Consider the following 22,739-nt stretch of genomic DNA (forward strand, 5'->3'; position numbering starts at 1 on the left):
AGAAAATAAAACGTCTCGGAGAAGGTCGTGCCGGTCATCGCCGCCTTCGCCTTCAGTTCGGCGACCGAAGCCGCCAATGTCGCAAGGTCCTGTTCCACGTCAAAGGCTCCCTGTTGGTGTGGACGGGGCTGTTTCTCCCCATTTTCTTGCCTCCCAACCCGGTTTCCCGGGGCCGTCTGCCGGGGCTCCCTGCCCCGGATCGCCGCGCGCCCCTTGGGCCGCGGAATTCCTTTGGACCGCCGCGCTCAGGACCGCGGACGTTCCTTTTTCGGGTCGTAATGCGGGAAGGGCGTGACCCGGGCCGCAATGCGTTTGATCTGTCCGTCAAGCCGCCCGACCTCGACCGCCGTACCAAGGCCCGCATGGGCCACGTCGATGCGCGCGAGCGCGATCCACTGGTCGGTGCGCGGGCTGTGCATGGCCGAGCAGACCTCGCCCACCTGCGCGCGCCCGATGCGCAGGCAATCGCCATGGCCGACCGGATCGTGGCCGTCGATTTCCAGCCCGACGAATTTGCGCGCGGGCGTTTCCTTGCGCCGGATCAGCGCTTCGCGTCCGACGAAATCGGCGGTCTTCGATTTCAGGGCCACGGTGAAGCCGATCCCCGCCTCGAACGGGTCGGTCTGGTCCGAGAAATCGTAACCCGCGAAGACCAGCCCCGCCTCGATCCGGCACAGGTCCAGCCCCGCCAGACCCATCGGTTTGATCCCAAGGGGTTTTCCGGCCGCAAACACCGCCTCGAACACGGTGGCCCCGTGTTTCGGGTGGCAAAAGATTTCATAGCCCAGCTCGCCGGTGTAGCCGGTGCGCGAGACGACGACCGGCACGCCCTCGGGGCCGCCGATGCGCCCCACGGTGAAGCGAAACCAGCCCAGATCGGCCAGCGCCGGCTGATGCGGGGCGGTCCAGAGGATCGCGCCCATCAACTCGCGGGATTTCGGCCCCTGCACCGCCAGATTGTGCATCTGATCGGTGGACGAGCGGATCAGCACGTTCAGGCCCAGCCGCGCGGCCTCTTCGCGCATCCACGCGCCACCCTCGTCCGAGCCACCGATCCAGCGGAAATTCTGATCGCCCAGCCGGAACAGCGTGCCATCGTCGATCATGCCGCCATGCGGATAGCACATCGCGGAATAGACGACCTGGCCATGGCCCAGCTTGGACACGTCGCGGGTCAGCACCCAGTTCAGCAGCGCCTCGGCATCGGGGCCGGTGACCTCGAACTTGCGCAGGGCCGACAGATCCATCGCCACCACGCCTTCGCGCGCGGCCCAATAGCTTTCGACCGGGTCGCATTCGGGGAAGGCATTGGGCAGCCAGAACCCCTTGTAATCGACGAAATCGCGGGTCAGCGCGGCGAAGTTTTCGTGGAAGGCAGTTTCGCGCGTCATGATCGGCTCCGCATCGGGGGTGGCGCGCCAGGCCGAGGCGCGCTGGAAACGCTCGGTCGGGGCATAGCTGCGCACATGAATGTCTGTGGGGTTCCAGCCATTGGCGGCCGAGGTGTCATCGGGACAGGCCGAGGACACGCAGACCAGATCGGTCAGCGCGCGCAGCAGCACATAATCGCCCGGCCGCGACCAGGGCTCGTCCGCGATCATCACGCCATGGGCATCAATCGCAGTGTTGAAGAAGAAATTCGCCGCCATCCAGCCCGCACGCGGATCGACCCCATGCGCGGCCAGCGCGGCGTTGAAGTTGTCGCTGCAATTGGCGTGGCCCGGATAGCCGATGTCGTCGTAGTATTTCGACGCGCAGGCCATGGCGAAGGCATCGTGGCGCCCGCAGGTGTCCTGGATCACCTCGACCAGCGGCGTGAAGTCCTGATCGTAGTATTTCGCATGCAGGCCGGGGTTCGGATAGGCGTGCCCCATCAGCGTGCGGGTGGTGGTGACATCCAGCGGGTTCTGGATGCCACGATCCAGCTTGCGCGCGTCGAAACACTGGAAATCGGTGCATTGGCGGCCGTCCACATCCAGGATCTGGATGAATTCGCCAGCCTTGACGACATAGGCTTCGGCGGTGGCCGAGGCGATGCGCAGATCAAGGATCGGGTCGGCCAGCGGATCGGGCAGCGCAAAGCGGCCCGTCGCACGCGGATTGGCGCGGGTCAGTTTCAGGGTCAGCGGCGTGGACGTATCCTGACGTTCAAGATCCATCGCGCCCCCCGGGGCGGCGACGATGGCCACCCCCTCGCCCTGCGCGGTGAAGCTGACCGCCTCGCCCGCGCGCGAGGCCGCGCCGAACAGGCCGATCGCCATCGCGCCGGCCAGCTCGATCCCGCGGCGCTCCAGCGCCCGGCGCAGCCGGTGCAGCGAGGCTTCGCCCCCGCCCAGCAGCGCGCGCAGCCCCTCGGCCGGGACATCCGCACGCCAGCCCAGCAGCCCGCAATCGACCCGCCCGCCCGGGTGCGCCGCCAGCAATTCGCAGCGCTGCCCGCCTTCGTCATTGACAATTTCCAGCCGGTCGCCTGCCGCGATCGGCACGACAAGCGCCCCCCCTGCGGGCACCAAGTGGCGCTCTTCAGCGGGGCCAAGCCCGAAGGCGGCAGGCCTGCGCGCGCGCGAGGGCACGGGCGGGCCGGGGCGAAACAGACTATCGGGCGGCAACAGCATTCCGGGTCTCGATCCTTGGAAAAAATCCGGGGGGGACCAGCCCCCCCGGTCAGGGGAGGGACAGGTCAGGCGCGCAGATAGGCTTCCATCGAGTCGTCGAGCGCATCCTTCCACGGCGTGTGGTGCGGCTCGGCCATGGTTCCGGTAATCACCGATTTGTAGCTGTGATTGCGGAAGGCCATGATGTCGTCAGCCTTGTGGTGCTTCCATTCGAAGAAGGCCTCGCAGGCGCCGTCGACATCGAAGCTGGGATAATCGGTGTCGGCGATCAGTTCCTTGACATAGGCGCCCTGGTATTTGATCGCGTATTTCACGTCATCCGAGGCCTCTTCGCGGGCTTCGCGTTCGGCCACATCGGCCATCAGAACCTGCTTGTCGGCGGGCACCTCGATCCGGCCCAGGATGATGTCGCGCACATACCAGGCCTGGGCGTCGAACATGTTGAAGGTGAACCACTGGTCCTGCATGCCCAGATAGAACATCTTCGGGTTATGCACATAGACCACGCCCTTATACAGATCGGCGGTGGCCAGCCGGTTCTTGGTCTTCAGCCGCAGATCGTCGGGCAGGAACGGGAAGTAATGCTTGTAACCCGTGCACAGGATGATCGCGTCGATCTTCTTGCTGGTGCCATCGGCGAAATAGGCGGTCTTGTCCTCGACCTTCAGCAGCGCGGGCTTCTCTTCCCAGTTGTCGGGCCAGTTGAACCCCATCGGCGCCGAGCGATACGACGTGGTGACCGTCTTCGCGCCGTATTTCCAGCATTGCGACCCGATGTCCTCGGCCGAATAGGACGAGCCCAGCAGCAGCACGTCCTGCCCTTCGAATTCGCGCGCATCGCGGAAGTCGTGGGCATGGACGATGCGGCCGTGAAAATCGGCAAACCCCGGGTATTCGGGCACGTTGGGCGAGGAAAAATGCCCCGAGGCGACGATGACGTGATCGAAGCGTTCCTTGTAGACATGATCCTTGGCCATGTCATGCACGGTGACGGTGAAGTCATCGGCATCGCGGTCATATTCGACGAAACGGATCACCGAGTTGAACCGGATCCAGTCGCGCACACCGGCCTTGTTCACCCGACCCTCGATGTAATCGACCATCACCGCGCGCGGCGGATAAGAGGCGATCTGCTTGCCGAAATGTTCCTCGAAGGAATAGTCGGCGAATTCCAGCCCCTCTTTCGGGCCGTTCGTCCACAGGTAGCGATACATCGAGCAATGCACCGGCTCGCCGTTCTCATCGACACCCGTGCGCCAGGTGTAGTTCCACAGCCCGCCCCAGTCCGACTGCTTTTCAAAGCAGACGACTTCGGGGATCTCGGCCCCTTTCTGGGCCGCGGACTGGAACGCCCGGAGCTGGGCAAGGCCGGAAGGTCCGGCACCGATGATGGCAACGCGTTTGGTCATGGCAGTCTCCCTGTTCTTTCCGGTATGGACCAGATTTCCCAACTGGTTCCTTCGGCATGAACCAACAAGGCGGGCGACACCCCTCTTCGGTCAATAAATTTTCCTGCACGGAATATTTATTTCCTCATTTTTTGGCGTTCCAGGCCCATAAAAAAAGGCTATAGGTCAAAATATGAGCACATCTTCATTCGCGCAGCGCCTTGCCGTAACTGGTTCCCTGCCCCGACTCGGGGTCAAGAATCGCATGCCGGTGCGGATCGGGTTTCTGACGCCGCTGTCCGGCCCCGAGGAATCATGGGGGCGTCCGGGGCTGGATGGGTGCCAGCTGTGGGCCGAGGGGTTGAATGCGCGCGGCGGGTTGATGATCGGCGGGCGCAGGCATCCGATCGAGATCGTCGCACGCGATTCCGCACAAAGCGGCGCCGCCACGCTGGAGGCCGCGCGCGAACTGGTCGACGATCTAGATGCCCGGCTGATCCTGACGCTGGGCGGCGACAGTTTCGCCCCCGCCCTGCCTTGGCTGATGGCGCGCCGGGCCCTGGTGGCCACATTGCTGCCGTCGGATCTGTCGCCCGACACGCCCTATCTGATCGCCCCCTCCGAGGTGCACCCGCTGTTCAACGTGACCGGGGTCGACTGGCTGGCGCGCAACCGCCCCGCGGCGCGGCGTGTGGCGCTGTGCAGCCAGACCGACAGTCTAGGCCTGCCCTCTCTGGCGGTCTATCGCGCCGCATTCGAGGCGGCAGGGCGCGAGATGGTGCGCGAAATCCGCTATGCCCCCGATGACACCGACGCGGCGGGTATCGTGCGCGCGATGCTGGAGGGCGCCCCCGATGTGCTGTGCTGGTGTTCGTCGGCACCGCCGATGATGCGTGCGCTGACCGAAGCCGCCTTCGCGCAGGGCTTCCAAGGTGAAATCCTGGCCTGCACGGCCGATGACTACCCGCAGATGATCGCGCAGACCTCGGCCGAGTTCATGGCGCGCTACACCTTCCAGTTCCCCGATTTCGACGATCCCGCGCTGGCCGATACCGCGTTCTTCTTCCGCCGCCCCGAGGCGTTCTTCGCGGCCTATAACGAACGGTTTCCGGGCGAATGGACCGCGGTCAGCTGGGAATATGCCTCGATCCTCGATCTGTGGCACGCCGCCGTCGAAAGCGCCGACACGACAGAGCCGGTCTCGGTTCTGGCAGCGATGAAGCGCAGCCAGGTGATGCCCCATGCCTTCGGCCCGGCACGCTGGACCGGGGCCGACATCTTCGGCATCGACAATGCGCTGGTGGGCGACTGGCCGGTGGTGCGGATCGTGGAGGGACGCGCCAAGATCGTCGAATTCGGCTCGGTCCTGAACTGGCTTGGGCAGCACGGCGACCGGCTGGCCCGCCACCTGGAATCGCTCGGCCAGATGTGGCACCAGCGGCTGCAACCGGTCCGGCGCGGCCGGATCAGTCGTCCTGCATCAAAAGCTTCTGATCCTCAATCAGCGTCAACTTCATAAACTCGCTCGCCGCCTCGATGTCGCGCGCGGCAATCGCGTTGAACAGCGCATTATAGCCTCGCTGATAGGTGGCGATCCGGTTTGGCGTCAGATGGCGGCGATACATCGCGCCGCGAAACGACTGCCGGCGCGCGTCGATCACCAGATTGTAGCAGGCGATCAGCAGCGGGTTGGCGGTGCCCATCGCGATCTGGCGGTGGAATTCCTCTTCCAGGCGGACAAAGGCGCCCGCGTCACCCGCCACCGCCTCCATCTGCGACAGGATCTCGCCCAGGGCCTCGATCTGCCGGGGCGGCATGTTGATGATCGCCAGACGCACCATTTCCGGCTCGAAGATGCCGCGCACCACCTGCAATTGCAGTGGTCCGGTCTCGGCCGCCACCGGCGAGGCCGCCGTGGCCGCGCCGCTCGGGTCATAGGTCACGAACGACCCCGATCCCGCCCGGCGCCGGATCATGCCGCGATCCTCCAACTGATCGAGCGCCTCGCGCACCGTGTTGCGCGCCACCCCAAGATCCTGCGCCAGCTGGCGCTCCGACGGCAGCCGTTCGTCCACGCCATATTCCAGCGAGACGATCCGCGTGGTGAGTGTGTCGATGACATATTGCACCGTCGCCCCGACGACAGGTTCGCCCGGCGGGGTTGTGAGAGCACGACCAGAGGCAGGAGGCACGGGAAAATCCTTGGTCCAAGACGGAATGCTGGGCCAAGAATACTGTGACGGTCGGGGAATGCCAGATGCAAACCGCGCGCCCTCGGCTGGCAGGGGGGCGCCGCCCCCCTCTTCGGCTGTGCCGAATTCACCCCCGGGGATATTTCGACCAGAAAGAACGCGCAAAGCTGGTTTTCTTTCTGGTCGAAATATCCCGGGGGGAGCTTCCTGAAAGGAAGCCGGGGGGCAGCGCCCCCCGTCCACGGGTCGGGCTCAGCCCATCCGTTCCGAGGCGTAGCTGCCCGGGCTGGCCGGGAAGACCACCGTCTTGTTGCCATTGAGGAACACCCGGCGGTGGATATGGGCATGGATCGCGCGGGCCAGAACCTGGCTTTCGACATCGCGGCCAAGGCTGACGTAATCCTCGGCAGATTGCGCATGGGTCACGCGGATCGTGTCCTGCTCGATGATCGGGCCTTCATCCAGATCGGCGGTGACGTAATGCGAGGTTGCCCCGATCAGCTTCACGCCGCGCTCATAGGCCTGCTTGTAGGGGTTGGCGCCCTTGAAGGACGGCAGGAACGAATGGTGGATGTTGATGATCCGACCCGACATCTTCTTGCACATCTCGTCCGACAGGATCTGCATATAGCGCGCCAGCACGATCAGCTCGGCGCCCGCATCTTCGACGACGCGCATGATGGCGGCTTCGGCCACCGGCTTGTTTTCCTTGGTGACCTTGATGCAGTGGAACGGGATGTCATGGTTCACCACGACTTTCTGGTAATCCATGTGGTTCGAGATCACCGCGACGATCTCGATCGGCAGCGCGCCGATGCGGGTGCGATAGAGCAGGTCGTTCAGGCAGTGGCCGAAGCGCGAGACCATGATCACGACCTTCATCTTCTCGGCCTCGTCATGGAAACTGGCGGTCATCGCGAAGGCCTTGGCGGTGGCGGCGAAGTCCTTTTCCAGCGTGGCCAGATCCTTGCCCTCTTGCGAGGCGAAGCTGACGCGCATGAAGAACTGGCCGGTCAGCGTGTCGTCGAATTGCGAGCTGTCGGTGATGTTGCAGCCCTGATCGGCCAGGTAATTGGCGATCGCGGCGACGATGCCGCGCTTCGTCGGGCAGGCTACGGTGAGGCAGTATTTCGTCATGTCGGTCTCCCGTCGGTGTGACTGTTGGTCCGGCGGTTGCCGGGGAATGCGTCTCTCCCTGAAACGCGGTTTATTTTTCGGTGACTTACGCCGTAAGCCCTTCGGGTTCGGGCAGGCCGTTGGCGCGGCAGCAGGCGGTCAGGGTATTGGCCAGCAGGCAGGCGATGGTCATCGGGCCGACGCCGCCGGGCACCGGGGTGATCGCGCCCGCCACCGCGGCGCAGCTGTCGAAATGGCAATCGCCCACCAGCTTGACCTTGCCGTCACGCAGGGTCCGGTTGATGCCCACGTCGATCACCGTGGCGCCGGGTTTCACGAAATCGCCGGTGATCATCTCGGGGCGGCCCACCGCGGCCACCAGGATATCCGCGCCCCGGCACAGTGCCGCCAGATCCTTCGTCCGGCTGTGCGCGATCGTCACCGTGCAGCTGTCGCCCAGCAACAGCTGCGCCATCGGCTTGCCGACGATGTTCGAACGCCCGACCACCACCGCGTTCAGCCCGCTGAGGCTGCCCAGATGGTCGCGCAGCATCATCAGGCACCCGAGCGGCGTGCAGGGCACCATCGCCTTTTGGCCCGTCCCCAGAAGCCCCACGTTCGAGATATGGAACCCGTCCACATCCTTGGCCGGGTCGATCGCGTTGATCACCAGATCGCTATTCAGATGCCCGGGCAGCGGCAGCTGCACCAGAATGCCATGCACCGCCGGATCGGCATTGAGTTTGCCAATCAGATCAAGCAGTTCGGCCTCTGACGTCTCGGCCGGCAGCTTGTGCTCGAAACTGTTCATGCCGACCTCGACGGTCTGCTTGCCCTTGTTGCGCACATAGACCTCGGAAGCCGGGTCCTCGCCCACCAGAACCACCGCAAGACCCGGCACGATCCCCTGTTCTTCCTTCAGACGCGCAACCCGCTCGGCAACCCGCGCCCGAACCCCCGCCGCAAACGCCTTCCCGTCGATCCGTGTGGCTGTCATTGCGTGCCCTCCTGCAAATGTTGCGCCGCGCGCTCCACCGCGTGCCAAAGCGACCCGGCGAGCGAGCGCATCCCGATCAGCGCCAGCCGGTCTTCGGCGCGGCGGATCACGAACACGGTCATATGTTCCAGCCCGGTGCGGGTGGCGGACCCGGGGCCAAACCCGGCGGCATCCAGATTGACAAGCTTTTCCAGCAGCGCCCGGATCGGCGCGCCGCCCGCGCCCGAGGTGATTTCAATGGCAGCGAAGCCGTCGGTCTGATCGGTCACGCTGCAATCGGGGGCGGCCTGTTTCAGCGCCTGTTCGATCCCCGCCTCGGCGCGGCCCGGCGCTTCGATCATCCATTGCCCGGGGCCGGTCCAGAAGGCGGACAGTCCCTGCCCGGCGGTCCAGCCACCGGGGCCGGGCAGCGGCAGGCCCATCGGCACCGGCTGCACCGCGCCCCGGCGCAGCGACAGCGAGGCCAGCGCCAGATCGGGGGTTTCACTCAGGCTCAGCGTGCCAAGGGTCTGCACGCGTGCGCTCTGGCCGCCAAGGGCCGTCATCGGGGTCAGGTCAGTCACGGAGCCGTCCTCCTTCAGGATCGACAAAATGCGGGGATACGACACGCAGCGCGGTGCTTTGGCCTTCCAGCGGGTTGGCGCCGGTGATCACCTCGCCGATCCGCGCCGCGCCATCGGCCAGGAACCCGAGCCCGATCATCGAACCGACATGCGGCGAATAGCAGGCCGAGGTGATCCAGCCCTGATCGGCCCGGGTGTCTTGCGCAGCACCCTGGGCGAAAAGATGCATCCCGGCGGCCACCCGCGCGCTGGCATCGACCGGCTGCAGGCCCACCAGAACGCGGGTCTCGGCGGTCAGCCCCTCGCGGCGGCTCATCACCGCGCCGATGCTGTCCTTCTTGGTGCTGACCATCCGGCCCATGCCCAGCATCTGCGCCGTGGTCTGGCCGTTCAGCTCGTTGCCCGCGGCATGGCCTTTTTCGATGCGCAGGACGCCCAGGGCCTCGGTCCCGTAGGGGGTGGCGCCCAGATCGGCTCCCAGCTCGATCATCCGGGCCATCAGCGCATTGCCATAGCGTGCAGGCACCGCGATTTCATAGGCCAGTTCCCCCGAGAAGGAGATGCGGAACAGCCGCGCGCGCAGACCCTTGCAGACCGTCAGTTCCGAGCAGGCCATGAAGGGGAAGGCCGCGTTCGACAGATCGAACCCGTCGACCACACGTTCCAGCAGCTTGCGCGCATTCGGCCCCGCGACCGAGATCTGCGCCCAGGCGTCGGTGGTCGAGATCAGCTGCACGTCCAGATCGGGCCACAGGCACTGGCGCGCGAATTCCATATGGCGATAGACCGGACCGGCCTGCGCCGTGGTGGTGGTGACAACGTAGTGATCTTCGGCCAGACGCGCGCAGGTGCCGTCGTCATAGGCGTGCCCGTCTTCGCGCAGCATCAGCCCGTAGCGGACCATGCCGACCTTCAGGCTGCCCATGGCGTTGGCATAGATCCGGTTCAGGAATTCGCCCGCATCGGCGCCCTGCACGTCGACCTTTCCCAGCGTGGTGACATCGCACAGTCCCACACCGGCACGGGTCGCCAGAACCTCGCGGTCGACGGTTTCGCGCCAATGGGTTTCGCCCTTGCGGGGGAAGTATTGCGCACGCATCCATTGCCCGACCTCGACGAAGACGGCACCCTGCGAGGCCGCCCATTCATGCGTGGGCGTCAGGCGGCGCGGGCGGAAGTTCGGCCCGGTATCGCCGCCGCCCAGCACCGACAGCGACACGCCGGTATAGGGCGGACGAAAGATCGTGGTGCCGGTGGCCGGGATCGACTGACCCGACAGCTCGGCCATCACGGCAAGGGCGGTGACATTGGCGGTCTTGCCCTGATCGGTCGCCATGCCCAGCGTTGTCCAGCGTTTCAGATGCTCGACCGGGCGCATGTTTTCCTGATGCGCAAGCTTGATGTCCTTGACCGTCACGTCATTCTGGAAATCGACCCAGGCACGGCCCTTGCCCGGCACATGCCAGAACGCGGCCTGCGTGACGGGCGCATCTTCGGCCCGCGGCAGATCGGGTGCGGGCGCGGTGATCCCAAGACCCGCCAGCGCGTCAAGCGCGGCCTGCGCCCCCGAGTGCAGCGCGCCGTGGGTCGAGCCCTGCCCGTTGGCGGCCCCGGCCACGGCCATCCCCGGCACCGCGCCCGGTTCGGGCAGGAAGGCCAGCAGGTCGTCGTTCCAGACCGGGCGGCCGCGGTGATGGCTGGCCAGATGCACATTCGGGTTCCAGCCCCCCGCAACCCCCAGGGCGCCCGCTTCGATCCACTGGGTCTGGCCTTCGCGCGTCACAGCGATGCGCTTGAGCCCCAGACGGCCCTTGGTATCGCTGACCACGGCGCCCGCAAACAGCGGATAATCGCCCTGCGCGCGGGCATCCGCGCGGGTGTCGATCACGCCTGCGATGCGCACGCCCTTGGCCGCCAGATCCAGCGCCGTGCGGTGGCCATCGTCGCCATTGGTAAAGATCGCCACCGTCTGCGCGGGGCTCACCGCCCAGCGGTTGGCATAGGCGCGCATCGCGCCGGCCAGCATCACGCCCGGACGGTCGTTATTGGCGAAGGGGATGTGCCGCTCGGTCGCGCCGGCGGCCAGAACCGTGCGCTTGGCAGTGATCCGCCACAGCGTCTGGCGCACGCCCTTGCCCGGCGTTGCCAGATGGTCGCCCACCCGTTCAACCGCGCCGTAAATCCCGTGGTCGAAGGCGCCGAAAACCGTGGTGCGGCGCATCACCCGCAGGTTCGGTAGGCTGGCGAATTCGGCCTCGGCCTGCGCGATCCATTCGGTCGCGGGGGCGTCGTCCAGCGTGTGGGATTCGGCCAGCAGCCGCCCGCCCAGACGGAAATCCTCGTCCGCCAGAATGACCCGGGCGCCTGCGCGCGCCGCGGTCAGCGCCGCCGCCAGACCGGCCGCGCCGCCGCCGATCACCAGCAGATCGCAATGCAGGAAGCCTTTGTCATAGCTGTCCGGGTCGGGCAGCATCGACAGGCTGCCCAAGCCCGCCGCGCGGCGGATCATCGGCTCGTACAGCTTTTCCCAGAAGGCGCGCGGCCACATGAAGGTCTTGTAATAGAAGCCCGCCGCGAAGAAGGGCGACATCAGGTCGTTGACCGCCAGCAGATCGAAGCCGAGCGATCCCATCCGGTTCTGGCTGTCGGCGGACAGACCGTCGAAAAGCTCGGCCATCGTGGCGCGGGTGTTGGGTTCGCGCCGCGCGCCGCTGCGCAACTCGACCATCCCGTTGGGTTCTTCCGAACCCCCCGCGACCAGACCGCGCGGGCGGTGATATTTGAACGAACGCCCGATCAGCCGCACGTCATTGGCCAAAAGCGCCGAAGCGAGCGTATCGCCGGGATGGCCGGTCATCGCGCGCCCGTCGAAGGTGAAGTTCAGCGTGGTGCCACGGTCGATCAGACCGCCGGAAAGCCGGGTCATTGCGCACCCCCAATGGTGGCCAGGGCCACATCGCGCGCCAGTTCGGCGCCAAGGATTTCATGCGTCACCGTGTTGCGGGTGACGATCAGCCAGCTGCGGTCGCCCTGTTCGTGAAACCACAGCTCGCGATGCACGCCGGCCGGATTGTCGCGCAGATAGACATACTCGGCGAAGGCCTCGGGTGCGGTGTCGGCCATGCCATCGGGGCGGTCGAGCAGGCTCGCGTCGCCCAGATAGGTGAACTCCTGCGCGTCGCGGGGGCCAAGGAGGGGATGAGGGATCAGCATGATCGTGCCTTGAATGATGCGAGGAAAATCAGTGCAGGTTGGGCTGCGCGCCCATGCCTTTTTCGTCGATGACATAGCCGCGGGCGAACCGGTCCAGCCGGTAGGCGGTGGCGGTTTCATGCGGGCGGTCGGTGGCTAGCAGATGTGCGAAGGCGTAACCGCTGGCGGGCGTTGCCTTGAACCCGCCGTAGCACCAGCCCGCGTTGAGATAGAGCCCGTCAATCGGCGTGCGGTCGATGATCGGGCTGCCGTCCATCGACATGTCCATGATCCCGCCCCAGGCGCGCAACAGCCGCGCGCGCCCGATCGCGGGCATCAGCGCCATGCCGCCCTCGGCCACGTCCTCGATCACCGGCAGGTTGCCGCGCTGCGCATAGGAGTTGTAGCCGTCGATATCCCCGCCAAAGACCAGCCCGCCCTTGTCGGACTGGCTGACATAGAAATGCCCGGCGCCGAAGGTGATGACGCCATCCACGACGGGCTTGAGCCCTTCGGACACGAAGGCCTGCAGGACGTGACTTTCGATCGGCAGGCGCATGCCCGCCATCGCCATGACCCGGCCCGACGACCCCGCCACCGCGACACCAACCTTTTTGGCGCCGATATAGCCGCGCGAGGTCTCGACGCCAAGAACACGATTGTTTTCAATGCGAAAGCCGCTGACTTCGCAGTTCTGGATGATGTCGACGCCCAGCAGATCGGCGCCCCGGGCATAGCCCCAGGCCACGCCGTCATGGCGCGCCGTGCCTGCCCGGCGCTGCAACAGCCCGCCCTTGATCGGGAAGCGGGCATTGTCGAAATTCAGCCAGGGATACATCGCCCGCACGCCGTCGCGGTCCAGCAGTTCGGCATCCGCGCCGGCCAGCAGCATCGCATTGCCGCGGCGGCGATAGGCATCGCGCTGCGCGTCGGTGTGGATCAGGTTCACGATCCCGCGCTGGCTGACCATGGCGTTGAAGTTGAACTCCTGCTCCATGTTCTCCCACAACTTCATCGAGAACTCGTAGAAGGGTTCGTTGCCCGGCAGCAGATAGTTCGAGCGGATGATCGTCGTGTTGCGCCCGATATTGCCAGACCCGAGCCAGCCCTTTTCCAGCACCGCGATGCGCGTGCCCTTGAAGACCTTGGCCAGGTGATAGGCGGTCGCCAGACCGTGCCCGCCGCCGCCCACGATGACATAATCGTAGGCCGGCTGCGGCGCGGGGTTGCGCCACAGGGGTTTCCACCCGTGGTGGCCGGTCAGGGCCTCTTTGACGACGCGAAAGCCGGAAAAGCGCATGATGTCAGATCATCCAGAAAGGGAAGGAAGGACCGGCCCGGACGGCCGGTCCGGTCAGGATCAGATGTCGAGGGTGTTTTCACGTTCCCAACGCGAGAAATGGTTCACGAAGCTGTTCCATTCCTGCATCTTCAGTTTCAGATACCCGGTCGAGAAGTCCTCGCCCATGATCGCCTTCAATTCGCTGTCGGCGTCATAATAGCGGATCGCGTCCAGCAGGTTCAGCGGCAGCTTCGGCGCGCCCTCGATCTTGTGGCCCTCGGCATACATGTCGATGTCGTAGCGCGGCCCCGGATCGGCCTTCGAACGCAGACCCGACAGCCCGGCACCGATGATGACGGCCTGCAGCAGGTAGGGGTTCACCGCCCCGTCGGGCAGGCGCAGTTCGAACCGGCCCGGGCCGGGGACGCGCACCATATGGGTGCGGTTGTTGCCGGTCCAGGTGACGGTGTTGGGCGCCCAGGTCGCGCCCGACATGGTGCGCGGCGCGTTGATCCGTTTGTAGCTGTTCACGGTCGGGTTGGTGATGACCGCCAGCGCCGAGGCGTGTTTCATGATCCCGCCCAGGAAGTGACGCCCGCTGTCGGACAGGCCCAGTTCCTTGCTGTCATCGGCGAAGGCGTTCTTGCCGGTCTTCGTATCCCAGACCGAGATATGCGCATGGCAGCCGTTGCCGGTCAGGCCCATGATCGGCTTGGGCATGAAGGTGGCGCGCAGCCCGTGCTTTTCGGCGACCGATTTGACCATGAACTTGAAGAAGCTGTGTTTGTCGGCGGTGGCCATGGCGCCGTCGTATTTCCAGTTCATCTCGAACTGGCCGTTGGCGTCCTCGTGGTCGTTCTGGTAGGGTTCCCAGCCCAGTTCCAGCATGTAATCGCAGATCTCGGCGATCACATCATAGCGGCGCATCACCGCCTGCTGGTCGTAGCAGGGCTTGACCGCATTGTCGGCAGGGTCCGAAATCGCGGTGCCTTCGGGGGTCAGCAGGAAGAATTCGGGCTCGACCCCGGTTTTCACCTCCAGCCCCATCTCGGCGGCCTCGCCGATCAGCTTCGCCAGCACGTTGCGCGGCGCCTGATCCAGCGGCGCACCGTCCATAACGCAGTTCGACGCGACCCAGGCCACATCCTTCTTCCACGGCAGCTGGATCACCGAGGGCGCATCTGGCACCGCCAGCATGTCGGGATGCGCCGGCGTCAGATCGAGCCAGGTGGCAAAGCCGGCAAAGCCCGCGCCATCGGTCTGCATATCGGCAATCGCCTGCGCCGGTACCAGTTTGGCGCGCTGCGCGCCGAACATGTCGGTGTAGGAGATCATGAAGTATTTCACGCCCTTTTCGCGGGCGAAGGCGGCAAGATCGGTCATTGCATCATTCCCTGTTGTTGGATGCGGGCGGGGTCCCTGCCCCGCCCGTCAGTGTTCAGAAGGTGCCTTGACCCGGGATCCAGCTGGTGCCCGCCAGCGGAACCCCCGCCATGGCCGCAGCCTCGATCGTCAGCGCGCACAGATCCTCGGGTTCGAGGTTGTGGACATGGCTCTTGCCGCAGGCGCGCGCGATGGTCTGGCATTCCAGCGTCAGCACCGCGAGGTAGTTGCGCAACTTGCGCGCCGCCTCGACCGGGTCGAGCCGCTTCATCAGCTCGGGGTCCTGGGTGGTGATGCCGGCCGGGTCCTTGCCCTCGTGCCAGTCGTCATAGGCATCGGCCGTGGTGCCGAGCTTGGTGTATTCGGCGGCCCATTTCGGGTCATTCTCGCCCAGGGCCACCAGCGCCGCAGTGCCGATCGCCACCGCATCGGCGCCAAGCGCCAGCGCCTTGGCCACATCCGCGCCGGTGCGGATACCGCCCGAGACCACCAGCTGCACCTTGCGATGCATGCCCAGATCCTGCAGCGCCTTCACTGCGGGGCGAATGCACGCCAGCGTCGGCTGACCGACATGTTCGATGAACACGTCTTGCGTGGCCGCGGTGCCGCCCTGCATCCCGTCCAGAACCACCACATCGGCCCCGGCTTTCACCGCTAGCGCGGTGTCGTAATAGGGGCGCGCGCCACCGACCTTGATGTAGATCGGCTTTTCCCAATTGGTGATTTCGCGGATCTCCAGGATCTTGATTTCCAGATCGTCCGGCCCGGTCCAGTCGGGGTGACGGCAAGCCGAGCGCTGGTCGATGCCAACGGGCAGGTTGCGCATGCCCGCGACCCGTTCGGTGATCTTCTGACCCAGCAGCATGCCGCCGCCGCCCGGTTTCGCACCTTGGCCCACCACGATTTCAATCGCATCGGCACGACGCAGATCGTCGGGGTTCATGCCGTAACGGCTGGGAAGGTATTGATAAACCAGCTTTTCCGAATGGCCACGCTCTTCGTTGGTCATGCCGCCGTCGCCCGTGGTGGTCGAGGTGCCCGCCATCGTGGCGCCACGGCCCAAGGCCTCTTTCGCCGGGCCCGAGAGCGCGCCAAACGACATGCCAGCGATGGTCACCGGGATTTTCAGCTCGATCGGTTTCTTGGCAAAGCGCGTGCCCAGCGTGACCGAGGTGTCGCATTTCTCGCGATAGCCTTCGAGCGGGTAGCGCGACATCGAGGCGCCGAGGAACAGCAGGTCGTCGAAATGCGGCACCCGCCGTTTCGCCCCGCCGCCGCGGATGTCATAGATGCCGGTTTCGGCGGCACGGCGGATCTCGGCGTTGATCTCGGGGCTGAAGGTCCAGCTGTCGCGCGGCTTGGTGTGCGGAGTATTTTCCATCTCTCAGATCCTCAATAAGCGCCGGCGTGATCGACGTGGAAGTTGTAGAGCGTGCGGGCCGAGCCGTAGCGTTTGAACTCTTCGGGTTTCGCATCGGCGCCTGCGCGTTCGAGCAGATCCTTCAGGATCTCGATATGCTCGGGGCGCATTTCCTTTTCGATGCAGTCCGAGCCCAGCGACTTGACCGATCCGCGCACGAACAGACGCGCCTCATACAGGCTGTCGCCCAGGGCATCGCCCGCATCGCCCAGCACCACCAGGTTGCCCGATTGCGCCATGAAGGCCGACATGTGACCGATGTTGCCATGCACCACGATGTCGATGCCCTTCATCGAGATGCCGCAGCGGCTCGATGCATTACCCTTGATCACCAGCAACCCGCCATGGCCGGTGGCGCCCGCATATTGGCTGGCATCGCCGTCGATGATGACGGTGCCCGACATCATGTTCTCGGCCACGCCCGGGCCTGCCGATCCGGTGACATGCACGGTGGCCTGCTTGTTCATGCCCGCGCAGTAATAGCCGGTCGAACCCTTCACGGTGACCTCGATCGGCGCGTCCAGACCGACGGCGATCGCATGCGCGCCGCGCGGGTTTTCGATGACCCATTGCGTCTGGTTGGTCTGTGCGGCCTGCGCCTGCAGCGCCACGTTGACCTCGCGCAAGGGCGTCGTGCTCATATCAATCGTCTGCATGCTCAGCGCTCCCAGAAATAGACGGTGGCGGGTTCGGGTTCCCAGACACGGGCGGTGTCGATGCCCGGCAGGTTGGCAAAGGCGCGGTATTCGCTGCCGAAGGCGACGTAATCGTCGGTTTCGGCCATCACCGCGGGTTTGCAGGCAATCGGGTCGCGCACGACGCCAAAGCCGTTCTTGGTGCCCACGACGAAGGTGAAGAAGCCGTCCAGATCCTGCAGGGTGCCTTCCAGGGCCTCGCCCAGATTGGCGCCCTCGGCCAGCCGGGACGAGATGTAGCAGGCGGCGACCTCGGTATCGTTCTGGGTCAGCGGCGCGAAGCCCTTCTCGGTCAGCACGCGGCGCATCTGGTTGTGATTGGACAGCGAGCCGTTGTGTACAAGGCACTGGTCGTCGCCGGTCGAGAACGGGTGCGCCCCCAGCGTGGTGACCGCCGATTCCGTGGCCATCCGGGTGTGCCCGATGCCGTGGCTGCCGCCCATCGCGCGGATGCCAAAGCGCGCCGCCACATCCTTGGGCAGGCCGGTTTCCTTGAAAATCTCCATCGCGGCGCCAGCGCCCATCACGCGCAGCCCCTTTTCGGCCAGGAAGGCGCGGGCCGCAGCCTCGGTGCCTTCGGGCAGGGTCAGCACCGCATGGGTGTCGATCACCTTCATCGTGATCTTCTGCCCCAGTGCCGCTTCCAGCGCGGTGTCGAGCCCGGCAAAGGCGGTCTCGGGGGTGTCCGACTGGACGGTCATTTTCAGCCCGCCCGCCTCGTCACCATAGATCGCGATGCCCGCGCTATCGGGGCCGCGATCGGTCATGGTGATCAGCATATCGGTCAGCATTTCGCCCAGTCGCGGGCGCAGATCTTCTTTCTTCAGAAAGAGGCCAACGATGCCACACATAGTCTTCTCCGTTCAGCTTCGGCTGGTGCCGTCACGGATTGACTAGCGGGAAATTAATTTTCCCCTCAAGCTATTTTGCCTCTGCAGAAGAAAATTTTTCCATTGTGTATATTCTGCTGAAATTCCGGGCAGTTTTGACGGGCTTCGTCGGCCTTGCGCTGCCAAAGCAGGCAGATCCCGCCTATTTCGACTGCGGATAGGTGATGATCGACAGGTAATGCGCGGGCAGCTCGACCAGTTCTTCGGGACCATGCGGCGCATCCGAGTCGAACAGCAGGCTGTCGCCCGGCTCCAGCCGATAGATCTGGTCGCCGTGCCGGTAATCGACCACGCCTTTCAGCATATAAAGCATCTCGATCCCCTCGTGCTGGAAAGTCGGGAAACGGTCGCTCTGGGTGCTCAGCACGATCAGATAGGGCTCCACCACGACGCCGGAATTGTTCGAGCCGATATGGCCCAGCAGGTGATACTGATGCCCGGCCCGGGTGCCCGCGCGTTCGATCTCGACCCCCTCGCCCGCCTTGACATGCATCGCGCCGCGCACCTCGTCAAAGCCGGAAAACAGCTGCACCAGCGGCACGCGCAGCGCATGGGCCAGCGTCTGCAGCGTCGCCAGCGAGGGCGAGATCACCCCGTTCTCGATCTTGGACAGCATCCCCACCGAGACCCCGGCCGCCGCCGCCAGATCGGACCCGGTCATGCGCTGGCGCTTGCGCAGCTCGCGCACCTGACGGCCGATCGCCACCTCGAGGTTCTTCTCGCGGGTCTCGCGCAGGGCATGGGGGTTTTGCGTCAGGCGCTGCTCGGGGCCGGTCGTCTCGGTCATCGGTTCAATTTTCTCCTGCACTCTGCCCTGGGATCGGCGCGGTTTCACCAGCCGGAAGGCCGCGCCGCGCGCTTGCGCCCAATCTGCGGCTTTCGCGCGGCGCTGTCCACTGTCCGCCCGCGCCCTGCCTGCGCGCGCCCCTCTGCGGGGCACAAAATCCGCAGGCATTTCTTCTTGGCAAAAATACTCGGCCCCGCGCGCGGAAATCCGCCCGATCCGGGCGCGCAGGGCCCACCCGATCAACAGGAAGTGACAAAGCCGATTTCGTCACCTATAGTTTGTGGCAATCTGGCCAGAATAAGGCCGAACCTACCTGAGCGGAGCAGCAGATGACGCAAATTTCACGACGCACTCTTCTGGCCATGGGCGGCGCGGGGCTTGGCCTTGCGGCCTGCGGCAATGGTATTGGCAGTCAGGGCGCAGCCAAGATCGACGCGCGCGTCGATGCCACACGCAGCTATCTGCTCGGCAAATACCCCGGCACGCAGGATCTGATGAACAAGGCGGTGGGTGTGCTTTACATGCCGCTGGTGACCGAGGCGGGCTTTGGCTTCGGCGGCTCTTTCGGGCGCGGCGCGCTGCGGATCAACAATGTGACGGTCGATTACTATTCGGCGGCCACGGCTTCCTTCGGCTTCCAGATCGGCGCGCAACAATATGCCCACGCGCTGTTCTTCATGACCGAGGCTGCGCTGGCCGGGTTCCGCCGTGCCGACGGCTGGGAACTGGGCGCCGATGCACGCTATGCCCTGCCCGACCGTGGCGGCGCGATCGGGGCCGACACCACCACTTCGACCGCGCCGGTGATCGCGCTGGTCTTCGGCCAGGCGGGCCTGATTGCCGGCGCCTCGCTGGCCGGCACGAAATACACCCGGATCATTCCGTAAAACATGAAAAATGGCGCGCAAACCCTGCGCGCCACCTGAATTCTTGCCCCGCAATCCTTTGGATTCGCGGGGTTTCAGCTGCCGTAGATCACACGGACGTAATTCTTGGTTTCCTGATAGGGCGGCACGCCACCGTGCTTGGCCACCGCCTCGGGGCCTGCGTTATAGGCCGCCAGCGCCAGCCGCCAGTTGCCGAACCGGTCATACATCATCCGCAGATAACGCGCGCCGCCTTCCAGGTTCTGATGCGGGTCGCGCGGGTTGACGCCCAGTTTCGCGGCAGTGCCCGGCATCAACTGCGCCAGGCCCGTCGCCCCGGCATGCGAAACCGCATTCGGGTTCCAGCCGCTTTCCTGCTGCACCAGCCGCAGGAACAGATCCTCGGGCACCCCGTGCTTGGCCGCCATCGCGCGCGCCACCGGCAGGTATTCCCCCTTGTAGCGCCCGACATAGCGCGGCAGCGCCCCGCTGATCTCGTTCAGCCTGTCGGTTTTCGGTTTCAGGCGGGTCGAGTTTTCATATTGGGTCGCGGCCCGGGTATCGAGAATGCGGGTCTGGTTGCGAAACAGGACCGCCCGCGACTTCGAGGAATTCCCCGCCAGCGACAAGCCTTCGGCCATCGCCCCCGCCCCGAAAACCGGCGCCAGCGCAAACGCCAGCCCCAAGGTCACCGCCCCGGCAACTTTCCGCATGGACCCTCACCACAACCGCTTCGTCGGGCGCGTTTATAGCCTTTTATCCGTGCAAGTTAAAGCATTCTGATCCAGCACCCCGAAACCGATACGCAGGGTTCCGCTCAGACTGCCTATAGGACAGCCCGGCAACGCGACCCGATGACGCCCGAAAACCCGGCCAAAGCGGGCCTGCGCCCCCTTGCCCCTTCTGATCGCGCGCGGGTTGTTCTATACCCTCTGGAACCAATTCAGAATCGCCGCCCCCGGGGTGGCACACCCCAAAGGCGGAGGATTTCATGGCAGGGTCTGTCAACAAGGTCATTCTGGTCGGCAATCTGGGCCGCGACCCGGAAGTGCGCAGCTTTGCCAATGGCGGCAAGGTGTGCAACCTGCGCATCGCCACCAGCGAGACCTGGCGCGACAAGGCGACGGGCGAGCGCAAGGAACGCACCGAATGGCATTCGGTCGCGATTTTCTCGGAGCCGTTGGCAAAGATCGCCGAGCAATATCTGCGCAAGGGATCGAAGGTTTATATTGAAGGCCAGTTGGAAACCCGCAAATGGCAGGATCAGTCGGGTCAGGACCGCTATTCGACCGAGGTCGTCCTGCGTCCCTTCACCGGCAACCTGACCCTGCTGGACAGCCGTGATGGCGGCGGCTCGGGCGGTGGCGGCTCTTATGGTGGCGGCGCGCAGGGCGGTGGCTATCAAGGCGGCGGCTATGACGACGGCCCGTCCTATGGTGGCGGGTCGAGCGCACCGGCGGGCGGCGGGCGCGGCAATTTCGACGACGAAATCCCGTTCTGATCCCACGAGAATCGAAAAAGGAGCCCGGCGGGCTCCTTTTTCATATCTGCCGTCCACGGACAGCCCGGCGGCACAGGCAAATCAGCGCGCAATCCATCGGAAACAAATGATTTTCTGACATTTCAGAAAATCATAACAGTATGAGACGCCCCATCACACCCCGCTGTCATAGGGCTCGAAGCGATCGGGCCGGGCCCGCAGCCAGCGCTTGAGATAGCCGAAGCGTTCGTCATCCTCGCGCAGCAGGAACCCCTCAGGCATATAGGGATAGACCTCGTCTCCGACGACCATGTCGCGGTCTTTCTCGCGCATCAGAAAATGGTGCGGCAGGAACCCGCCGGGATGCTCCAACCCCGCAGCGCCCGTCATTTCCCCCAATGCTTTCAGGGTGTTACGGTGAAAATTGGCGACCCGCGCCGCCTTGTCGGGCACCACCAGCGCCCGGGCGCGCGATTTGTCCTGCGTCGCCACGCCAACCGGGCAGCGGTTGGTATGGCAGGACTGCGCCTGAATGCAGCCGATGGCAAACATGAAGCCGCGCGCCGAATTGGCCCAATCCGCGCCAAGCGCCAGCACCTTGGCAATATCGAAGGCCGTCACCAGCTTGCCCGAAGCGCCAATCTTGATCCGGTCGCGCAAACCCGCACCGCGCAGCGTGTTATGTGCGAAGGTCAGCCCCTCGACCAGCGGCATGCCCATATGGTTGGCAAATTCCAGCGGCGCGGCGCCTGTGCCACCCTCTTTCCCGTCGATCACGATGAAATCCGGGGTCACCCCCGTTTCCAGCATCGCCTTGACGATACACATGAATTCGCGCCTATGCCCGATGCACAGCTTGAAACCCACCGGCTTGCCGTCCGATAGTTCCCGCAATTGCCGGATGAAGCCCATCATTTCGAGCGGGGTGGAAAACGCCGAATGCGAGGCAGGGGAAATGCAATCCACGCCCATCGGCACGTCGCGCGCCTCGGCGATTTCGGGGCTGATCTTTGCCGCCGGCAGCATCCCGCCATGGCCGGGCTTGGCGCCCTGACTCAGCTTGATTTCGATCATCTTCACCTGCGGATCGGCGGCAACCACGGCAAATTTCTCGGGGTTGAAACTGCCGTCATGGTTGCGGCAGCCGAAATAGCCCGAGCCGACCTCGTAGATCAGATCGCCCCCACCCGCACGGTGATAGCGCGAAATCCCGCCTTCGCCCGTGTCATGGGCAAAGCCGCCCGCCGCCGCGCCCCGGTTCAGCGCCTCGATCGCATTGGACGACAACGCGCCGAAGGACATCGCCGAAATGTTGTAGATCGAGGCGGAATAGGGTTGCGTGCAGTCGGGTCCGCCGATCTGCACCCGGAAATTGGTGTCGGCAATATGTTTGGGGCGGATCGAATGGGTCAGCCACTGATAGCCGGAATCGTAGACCCGCATCCGCGTGCCGAAGGGGCGCGCATCTTCCACGTTCTTCGCACGCTGATAGACGATGGAACGTTCGTCGCGCGAAAACGGTTCTTCATCCTGATCGCTTTCGATCAGATATTGCCGGATCTCGGGGCGGATGCCTTCGAACAGAAAGCGCATATGCCCCAGCACCGGATAGTTGCGCAGCACCGAATGCCGGGGCTGCACCAGATCGTAGATGCCCAAGCCGAACAGATACCCGAACAACGCCGCAAGCAGCCAGAACAACGGCGAAACCGGCACCGCCGCAACCGAAACCAGAGCAAACACCCCGCACAGCGCCAGTGGCAGATAACGGCTGTAGATCATCGTCATTCCTTCCGGCACTTCCGCCGCCCGTCGCCGCCAGTTCAGCAGCAATCCGTTCAAGTTTCGTGAAGACTAGCAGCCAGATCGGCGG

Annotated in this window: 19 protein-coding genes; 3 read left to right on the forward strand and 16 right to left on the reverse strand. The window is 64.9% G+C overall.

The window, feature by feature from the left end; translation table 11 throughout:
- Positions 1-245: 245 nt before the first annotated feature.
- Positions 246-2,615 carry an aminomethyltransferase family protein gene (locus P2G62_RS00005; RefSeq protein WP_275732795.1) on the reverse strand — a complete coding sequence of 790 codons (2,370 nt, stop codon included), beginning with the start codon at positions 2,613-2,615 and terminating at the stop codon, positions 246-248.
- Positions 2,616-2,680: 65 nt separating this feature from the next.
- A complete protein-coding gene (locus P2G62_RS00010) occupies positions 2,681-4,024 on the reverse strand; it encodes an NAD(P)/FAD-dependent oxidoreductase (protein ID WP_275732796.1) in 1,344 nt (447 codons plus the stop codon).
- Between the two features lie 172 nt (positions 4,025-4,196).
- On the opposite strand from P2G62_RS00010, the gene P2G62_RS00015 reads away from it, so the two are divergent.
- On the forward strand, positions 4,197-5,522 hold the full coding sequence (locus tag P2G62_RS00015; RefSeq protein WP_275732797.1) for an ABC transporter substrate-binding protein: 1,326 nt from the start codon (positions 4,197-4,199) through the stop codon (positions 5,520-5,522).
- On the opposite strand, the gene P2G62_RS00020 is transcribed toward P2G62_RS00015, so the two are convergent.
- The 12 genes from P2G62_RS00020 to P2G62_RS00075 form a co-directional block, all read right to left on the reverse strand.
- Positions 5,470-6,195: an FCD domain-containing protein gene (locus P2G62_RS00020; RefSeq protein ID WP_275732798.1), complete on the reverse strand. Its 726-nt coding sequence runs from the start codon at positions 6,193-6,195 to the stop codon at positions 5,470-5,472. The genes P2G62_RS00015 and P2G62_RS00020 overlap by 53 nt on opposite strands.
- A 252-nt stretch (positions 6,196-6,447) precedes the next feature.
- The gene (gene purU / locus P2G62_RS00025; protein WP_275732799.1) at positions 6,448-7,332 is read right to left on the reverse strand and encodes a formyltetrahydrofolate deformylase; all 885 of its coding nucleotides are present in this window, start codon (positions 7,330-7,332) and stop codon (positions 6,448-6,450) included.
- A gap of 85 nt (positions 7,333-7,417) precedes the next feature.
- Positions 7,418-8,308: a bifunctional methylenetetrahydrofolate dehydrogenase/methenyltetrahydrofolate cyclohydrolase FolD gene (folD, locus tag P2G62_RS00030; RefSeq protein ID WP_275732800.1), complete on the reverse strand. Its 891-nt coding sequence runs from the start codon at positions 8,306-8,308 to the stop codon at positions 7,418-7,420.
- On the reverse strand, positions 8,305-8,871 hold the full coding sequence (locus P2G62_RS00035; RefSeq protein WP_275732801.1) for a sarcosine oxidase subunit gamma family protein: 567 nt from the start codon (positions 8,869-8,871) through the stop codon (positions 8,305-8,307). The genes folD and P2G62_RS00035 overlap by 4 nt, the downstream gene beginning before the upstream one ends.
- Positions 8,864-11,797: a sarcosine oxidase subunit alpha family protein gene (locus P2G62_RS00040; RefSeq protein WP_275732802.1), complete on the reverse strand. Its 2,934-nt coding sequence runs from the start codon at positions 11,795-11,797 to the stop codon at positions 8,864-8,866. The genes P2G62_RS00035 and P2G62_RS00040 overlap by 8 nt, the downstream gene beginning before the upstream one ends.
- Positions 11,794-12,084 (reverse strand): sarcosine oxidase subunit delta, encoded by a 291-nt coding sequence (locus P2G62_RS00045; RefSeq protein ID WP_275732803.1) that lies wholly within the window; start codon positions 12,082-12,084, stop codon positions 11,794-11,796. The genes P2G62_RS00040 and P2G62_RS00045 overlap by 4 nt, the downstream gene beginning before the upstream one ends.
- Positions 12,085-12,112: 28 nt before the next feature.
- Positions 12,113-13,363 carry a sarcosine oxidase subunit beta family protein gene (locus tag P2G62_RS00050; protein ID WP_275732804.1) on the reverse strand — a complete coding sequence of 417 codons (1,251 nt, stop codon included), beginning with the start codon at positions 13,361-13,363 and terminating at the stop codon, positions 12,113-12,115.
- Between the two features lie 60 nt (positions 13,364-13,423).
- Positions 13,424-14,728, reverse strand: a complete 1,305-nt coding sequence (gene glnT / locus P2G62_RS00055; RefSeq protein ID WP_275732805.1) for a type III glutamate--ammonia ligase — start codon at positions 14,726-14,728, stop codon at positions 13,424-13,426.
- A gap of 55 nt (positions 14,729-14,783) precedes the next feature.
- The gene (locus P2G62_RS00060; RefSeq protein WP_275732806.1) at positions 14,784-16,109 is read right to left on the reverse strand and encodes an FMN-binding glutamate synthase family protein; all 1,326 of its coding nucleotides are present in this window, start codon (positions 16,107-16,109) and stop codon (positions 14,784-14,786) included.
- An 11-nt stretch (positions 16,110-16,120) separates the two neighbouring features.
- A complete protein-coding gene (locus tag P2G62_RS00065) occupies positions 16,121-16,804 on the reverse strand; it encodes a GXGXG domain-containing protein (RefSeq protein ID WP_275732807.1) in 684 nt (227 codons plus the stop codon).
- 2 nt (positions 16,805-16,806) lie between these two features.
- The gene (locus P2G62_RS00070) at positions 16,807-17,694 is read right to left on the reverse strand and encodes a glutamine amidotransferase family protein (protein WP_275732808.1); all 888 of its coding nucleotides are present in this window, start codon (positions 17,692-17,694) and stop codon (positions 16,807-16,809) included.
- Positions 17,695-17,875: 181 nt separating this feature from the next.
- Positions 17,876-18,520 (reverse strand): XRE family transcriptional regulator, encoded by a 645-nt coding sequence (locus P2G62_RS00075; RefSeq protein WP_275732809.1) that lies wholly within the window; start codon positions 18,518-18,520, stop codon positions 17,876-17,878.
- A 329-nt stretch (positions 18,521-18,849) separates the two neighbouring features.
- Here P2G62_RS00075 and P2G62_RS00080 point away from each other — a divergent pair, with 329 nt between their 5' ends.
- Positions 18,850-19,407: a YSC84-related protein gene (locus P2G62_RS00080; RefSeq protein WP_275732810.1), complete on the forward strand. Its 558-nt coding sequence runs from the start codon at positions 18,850-18,852 to the stop codon at positions 19,405-19,407.
- A gap of 74 nt (positions 19,408-19,481) precedes the next feature.
- Here the strand turns inward: P2G62_RS00080 and P2G62_RS00085 are convergent, their stop codons facing one another.
- Complete coding sequence (locus P2G62_RS00085) at positions 19,482-20,099, reverse strand: lytic transglycosylase domain-containing protein (protein WP_275732811.1); 618 nt, start codon at positions 20,097-20,099, stop codon at positions 19,482-19,484.
- A 278-nt stretch (positions 20,100-20,377) separates the two neighbouring features.
- Here P2G62_RS00085 and ssb point away from each other — a divergent pair, with 278 nt between their 5' ends.
- The gene (gene ssb, locus P2G62_RS00090) at positions 20,378-20,887 is read left to right on the forward strand and encodes a single-stranded DNA-binding protein (RefSeq protein ID WP_275732812.1); all 510 of its coding nucleotides are present in this window, start codon (positions 20,378-20,380) and stop codon (positions 20,885-20,887) included.
- 153 nt (positions 20,888-21,040) lie between these two features.
- Here ssb and P2G62_RS00095 read toward each other — a convergent pair whose 3' ends face one another.
- A complete protein-coding gene (locus P2G62_RS00095; RefSeq protein ID WP_275732813.1) occupies positions 21,041-22,654 on the reverse strand; it encodes an FMN-binding glutamate synthase family protein in 1,614 nt (537 codons plus the stop codon).
- Positions 22,655-22,739 lie beyond the last annotated feature (85 nt).

This window comes from Paenirhodobacter sp. CAU 1674 (genome assembly GCF_029222945.1).
Lineage (GTDB): Bacteria > Pseudomonadota > Alphaproteobacteria > Rhodobacterales > Rhodobacteraceae > Rhodobacter.

What these genes read in the sequence shown, in the direction of transcription:
- P2G62_RS00080 (WP_275732810.1), top strand. Translation starts at nt 18,850, where the DNA reads ATGACGCAAATTTCACGACGCACTCTTCTGGCCATGGGCGGCGCGGGG.
- P2G62_RS00045 (WP_275732803.1), bottom strand. Translation starts at nt 12,084, where the DNA reads ATGCTGATCCCTCATCCCCTCCTTGGCCCCCGCGACGCGCAGGAGTTC.
- P2G62_RS00050 (WP_275732804.1), bottom strand. Translation starts at nt 13,363, where the DNA reads ATGCGCTTTTCCGGCTTTCGCGTCGTCAAAGAGGCCCTGACCGGCCAC.
- glnT (WP_275732805.1), bottom strand. Translation starts at nt 14,728, where the DNA reads ATGACCGATCTTGCCGCCTTCGCCCGCGAAAAGGGCGTGAAATACTTC.
- P2G62_RS00085 (WP_275732811.1), bottom strand. Translation starts at nt 20,099, where the DNA reads ATGCGGAAAGTTGCCGGGGCGGTGACCTTGGGGCTGGCGTTTGCGCTG.
- purU (WP_275732799.1), bottom strand. Translation starts at nt 7,332, where the DNA reads ATGACGAAATACTGCCTCACCGTAGCCTGCCCGACGAAGCGCGGCATC.
- P2G62_RS00075 (WP_275732809.1), bottom strand. Translation starts at nt 18,520, where the DNA reads ATGACCGAGACGACCGGCCCCGAGCAGCGCCTGACGCAAAACCCCCAT.
- P2G62_RS00005 (WP_275732795.1), bottom strand. Translation starts at nt 2,615, where the DNA reads ATGCTGTTGCCGCCCGATAGTCTGTTTCGCCCCGGCCCGCCCGTGCCC.
- P2G62_RS00010 (WP_275732796.1), bottom strand. Translation starts at nt 4,024, where the DNA reads ATGACCAAACGCGTTGCCATCATCGGTGCCGGACCTTCCGGCCTTGCC.
- P2G62_RS00015 (WP_275732797.1), top strand. Translation starts at nt 4,197, where the DNA reads ATGAGCACATCTTCATTCGCGCAGCGCCTTGCCGTAACTGGTTCCCTG.
- P2G62_RS00095 (WP_275732813.1), bottom strand. Translation starts at nt 22,654, where the DNA reads ATGACGATGATCTACAGCCGTTATCTGCCACTGGCGCTGTGCGGGGTG.
- P2G62_RS00065 (WP_275732807.1), bottom strand. Translation starts at nt 16,804, where the DNA reads ATGCAGACGATTGATATGAGCACGACGCCCTTGCGCGAGGTCAACGTG.
- P2G62_RS00040 (WP_275732802.1), bottom strand. Translation starts at nt 11,797, where the DNA reads ATGACCCGGCTTTCCGGCGGTCTGATCGACCGTGGCACCACGCTGAAC.
- P2G62_RS00070 (WP_275732808.1), bottom strand. Translation starts at nt 17,694, where the DNA reads ATGTGTGGCATCGTTGGCCTCTTTCTGAAGAAAGAAGATCTGCGCCCG.
- ssb (WP_275732812.1), top strand. Translation starts at nt 20,378, where the DNA reads ATGGCAGGGTCTGTCAACAAGGTCATTCTGGTCGGCAATCTGGGCCGC.
- P2G62_RS00060 (WP_275732806.1), bottom strand. Translation starts at nt 16,109, where the DNA reads ATGGAAAATACTCCGCACACCAAGCCGCGCGACAGCTGGACCTTCAGC.
- folD (WP_275732800.1), bottom strand. Translation starts at nt 8,308, where the DNA reads ATGACAGCCACACGGATCGACGGGAAGGCGTTTGCGGCGGGGGTTCGG.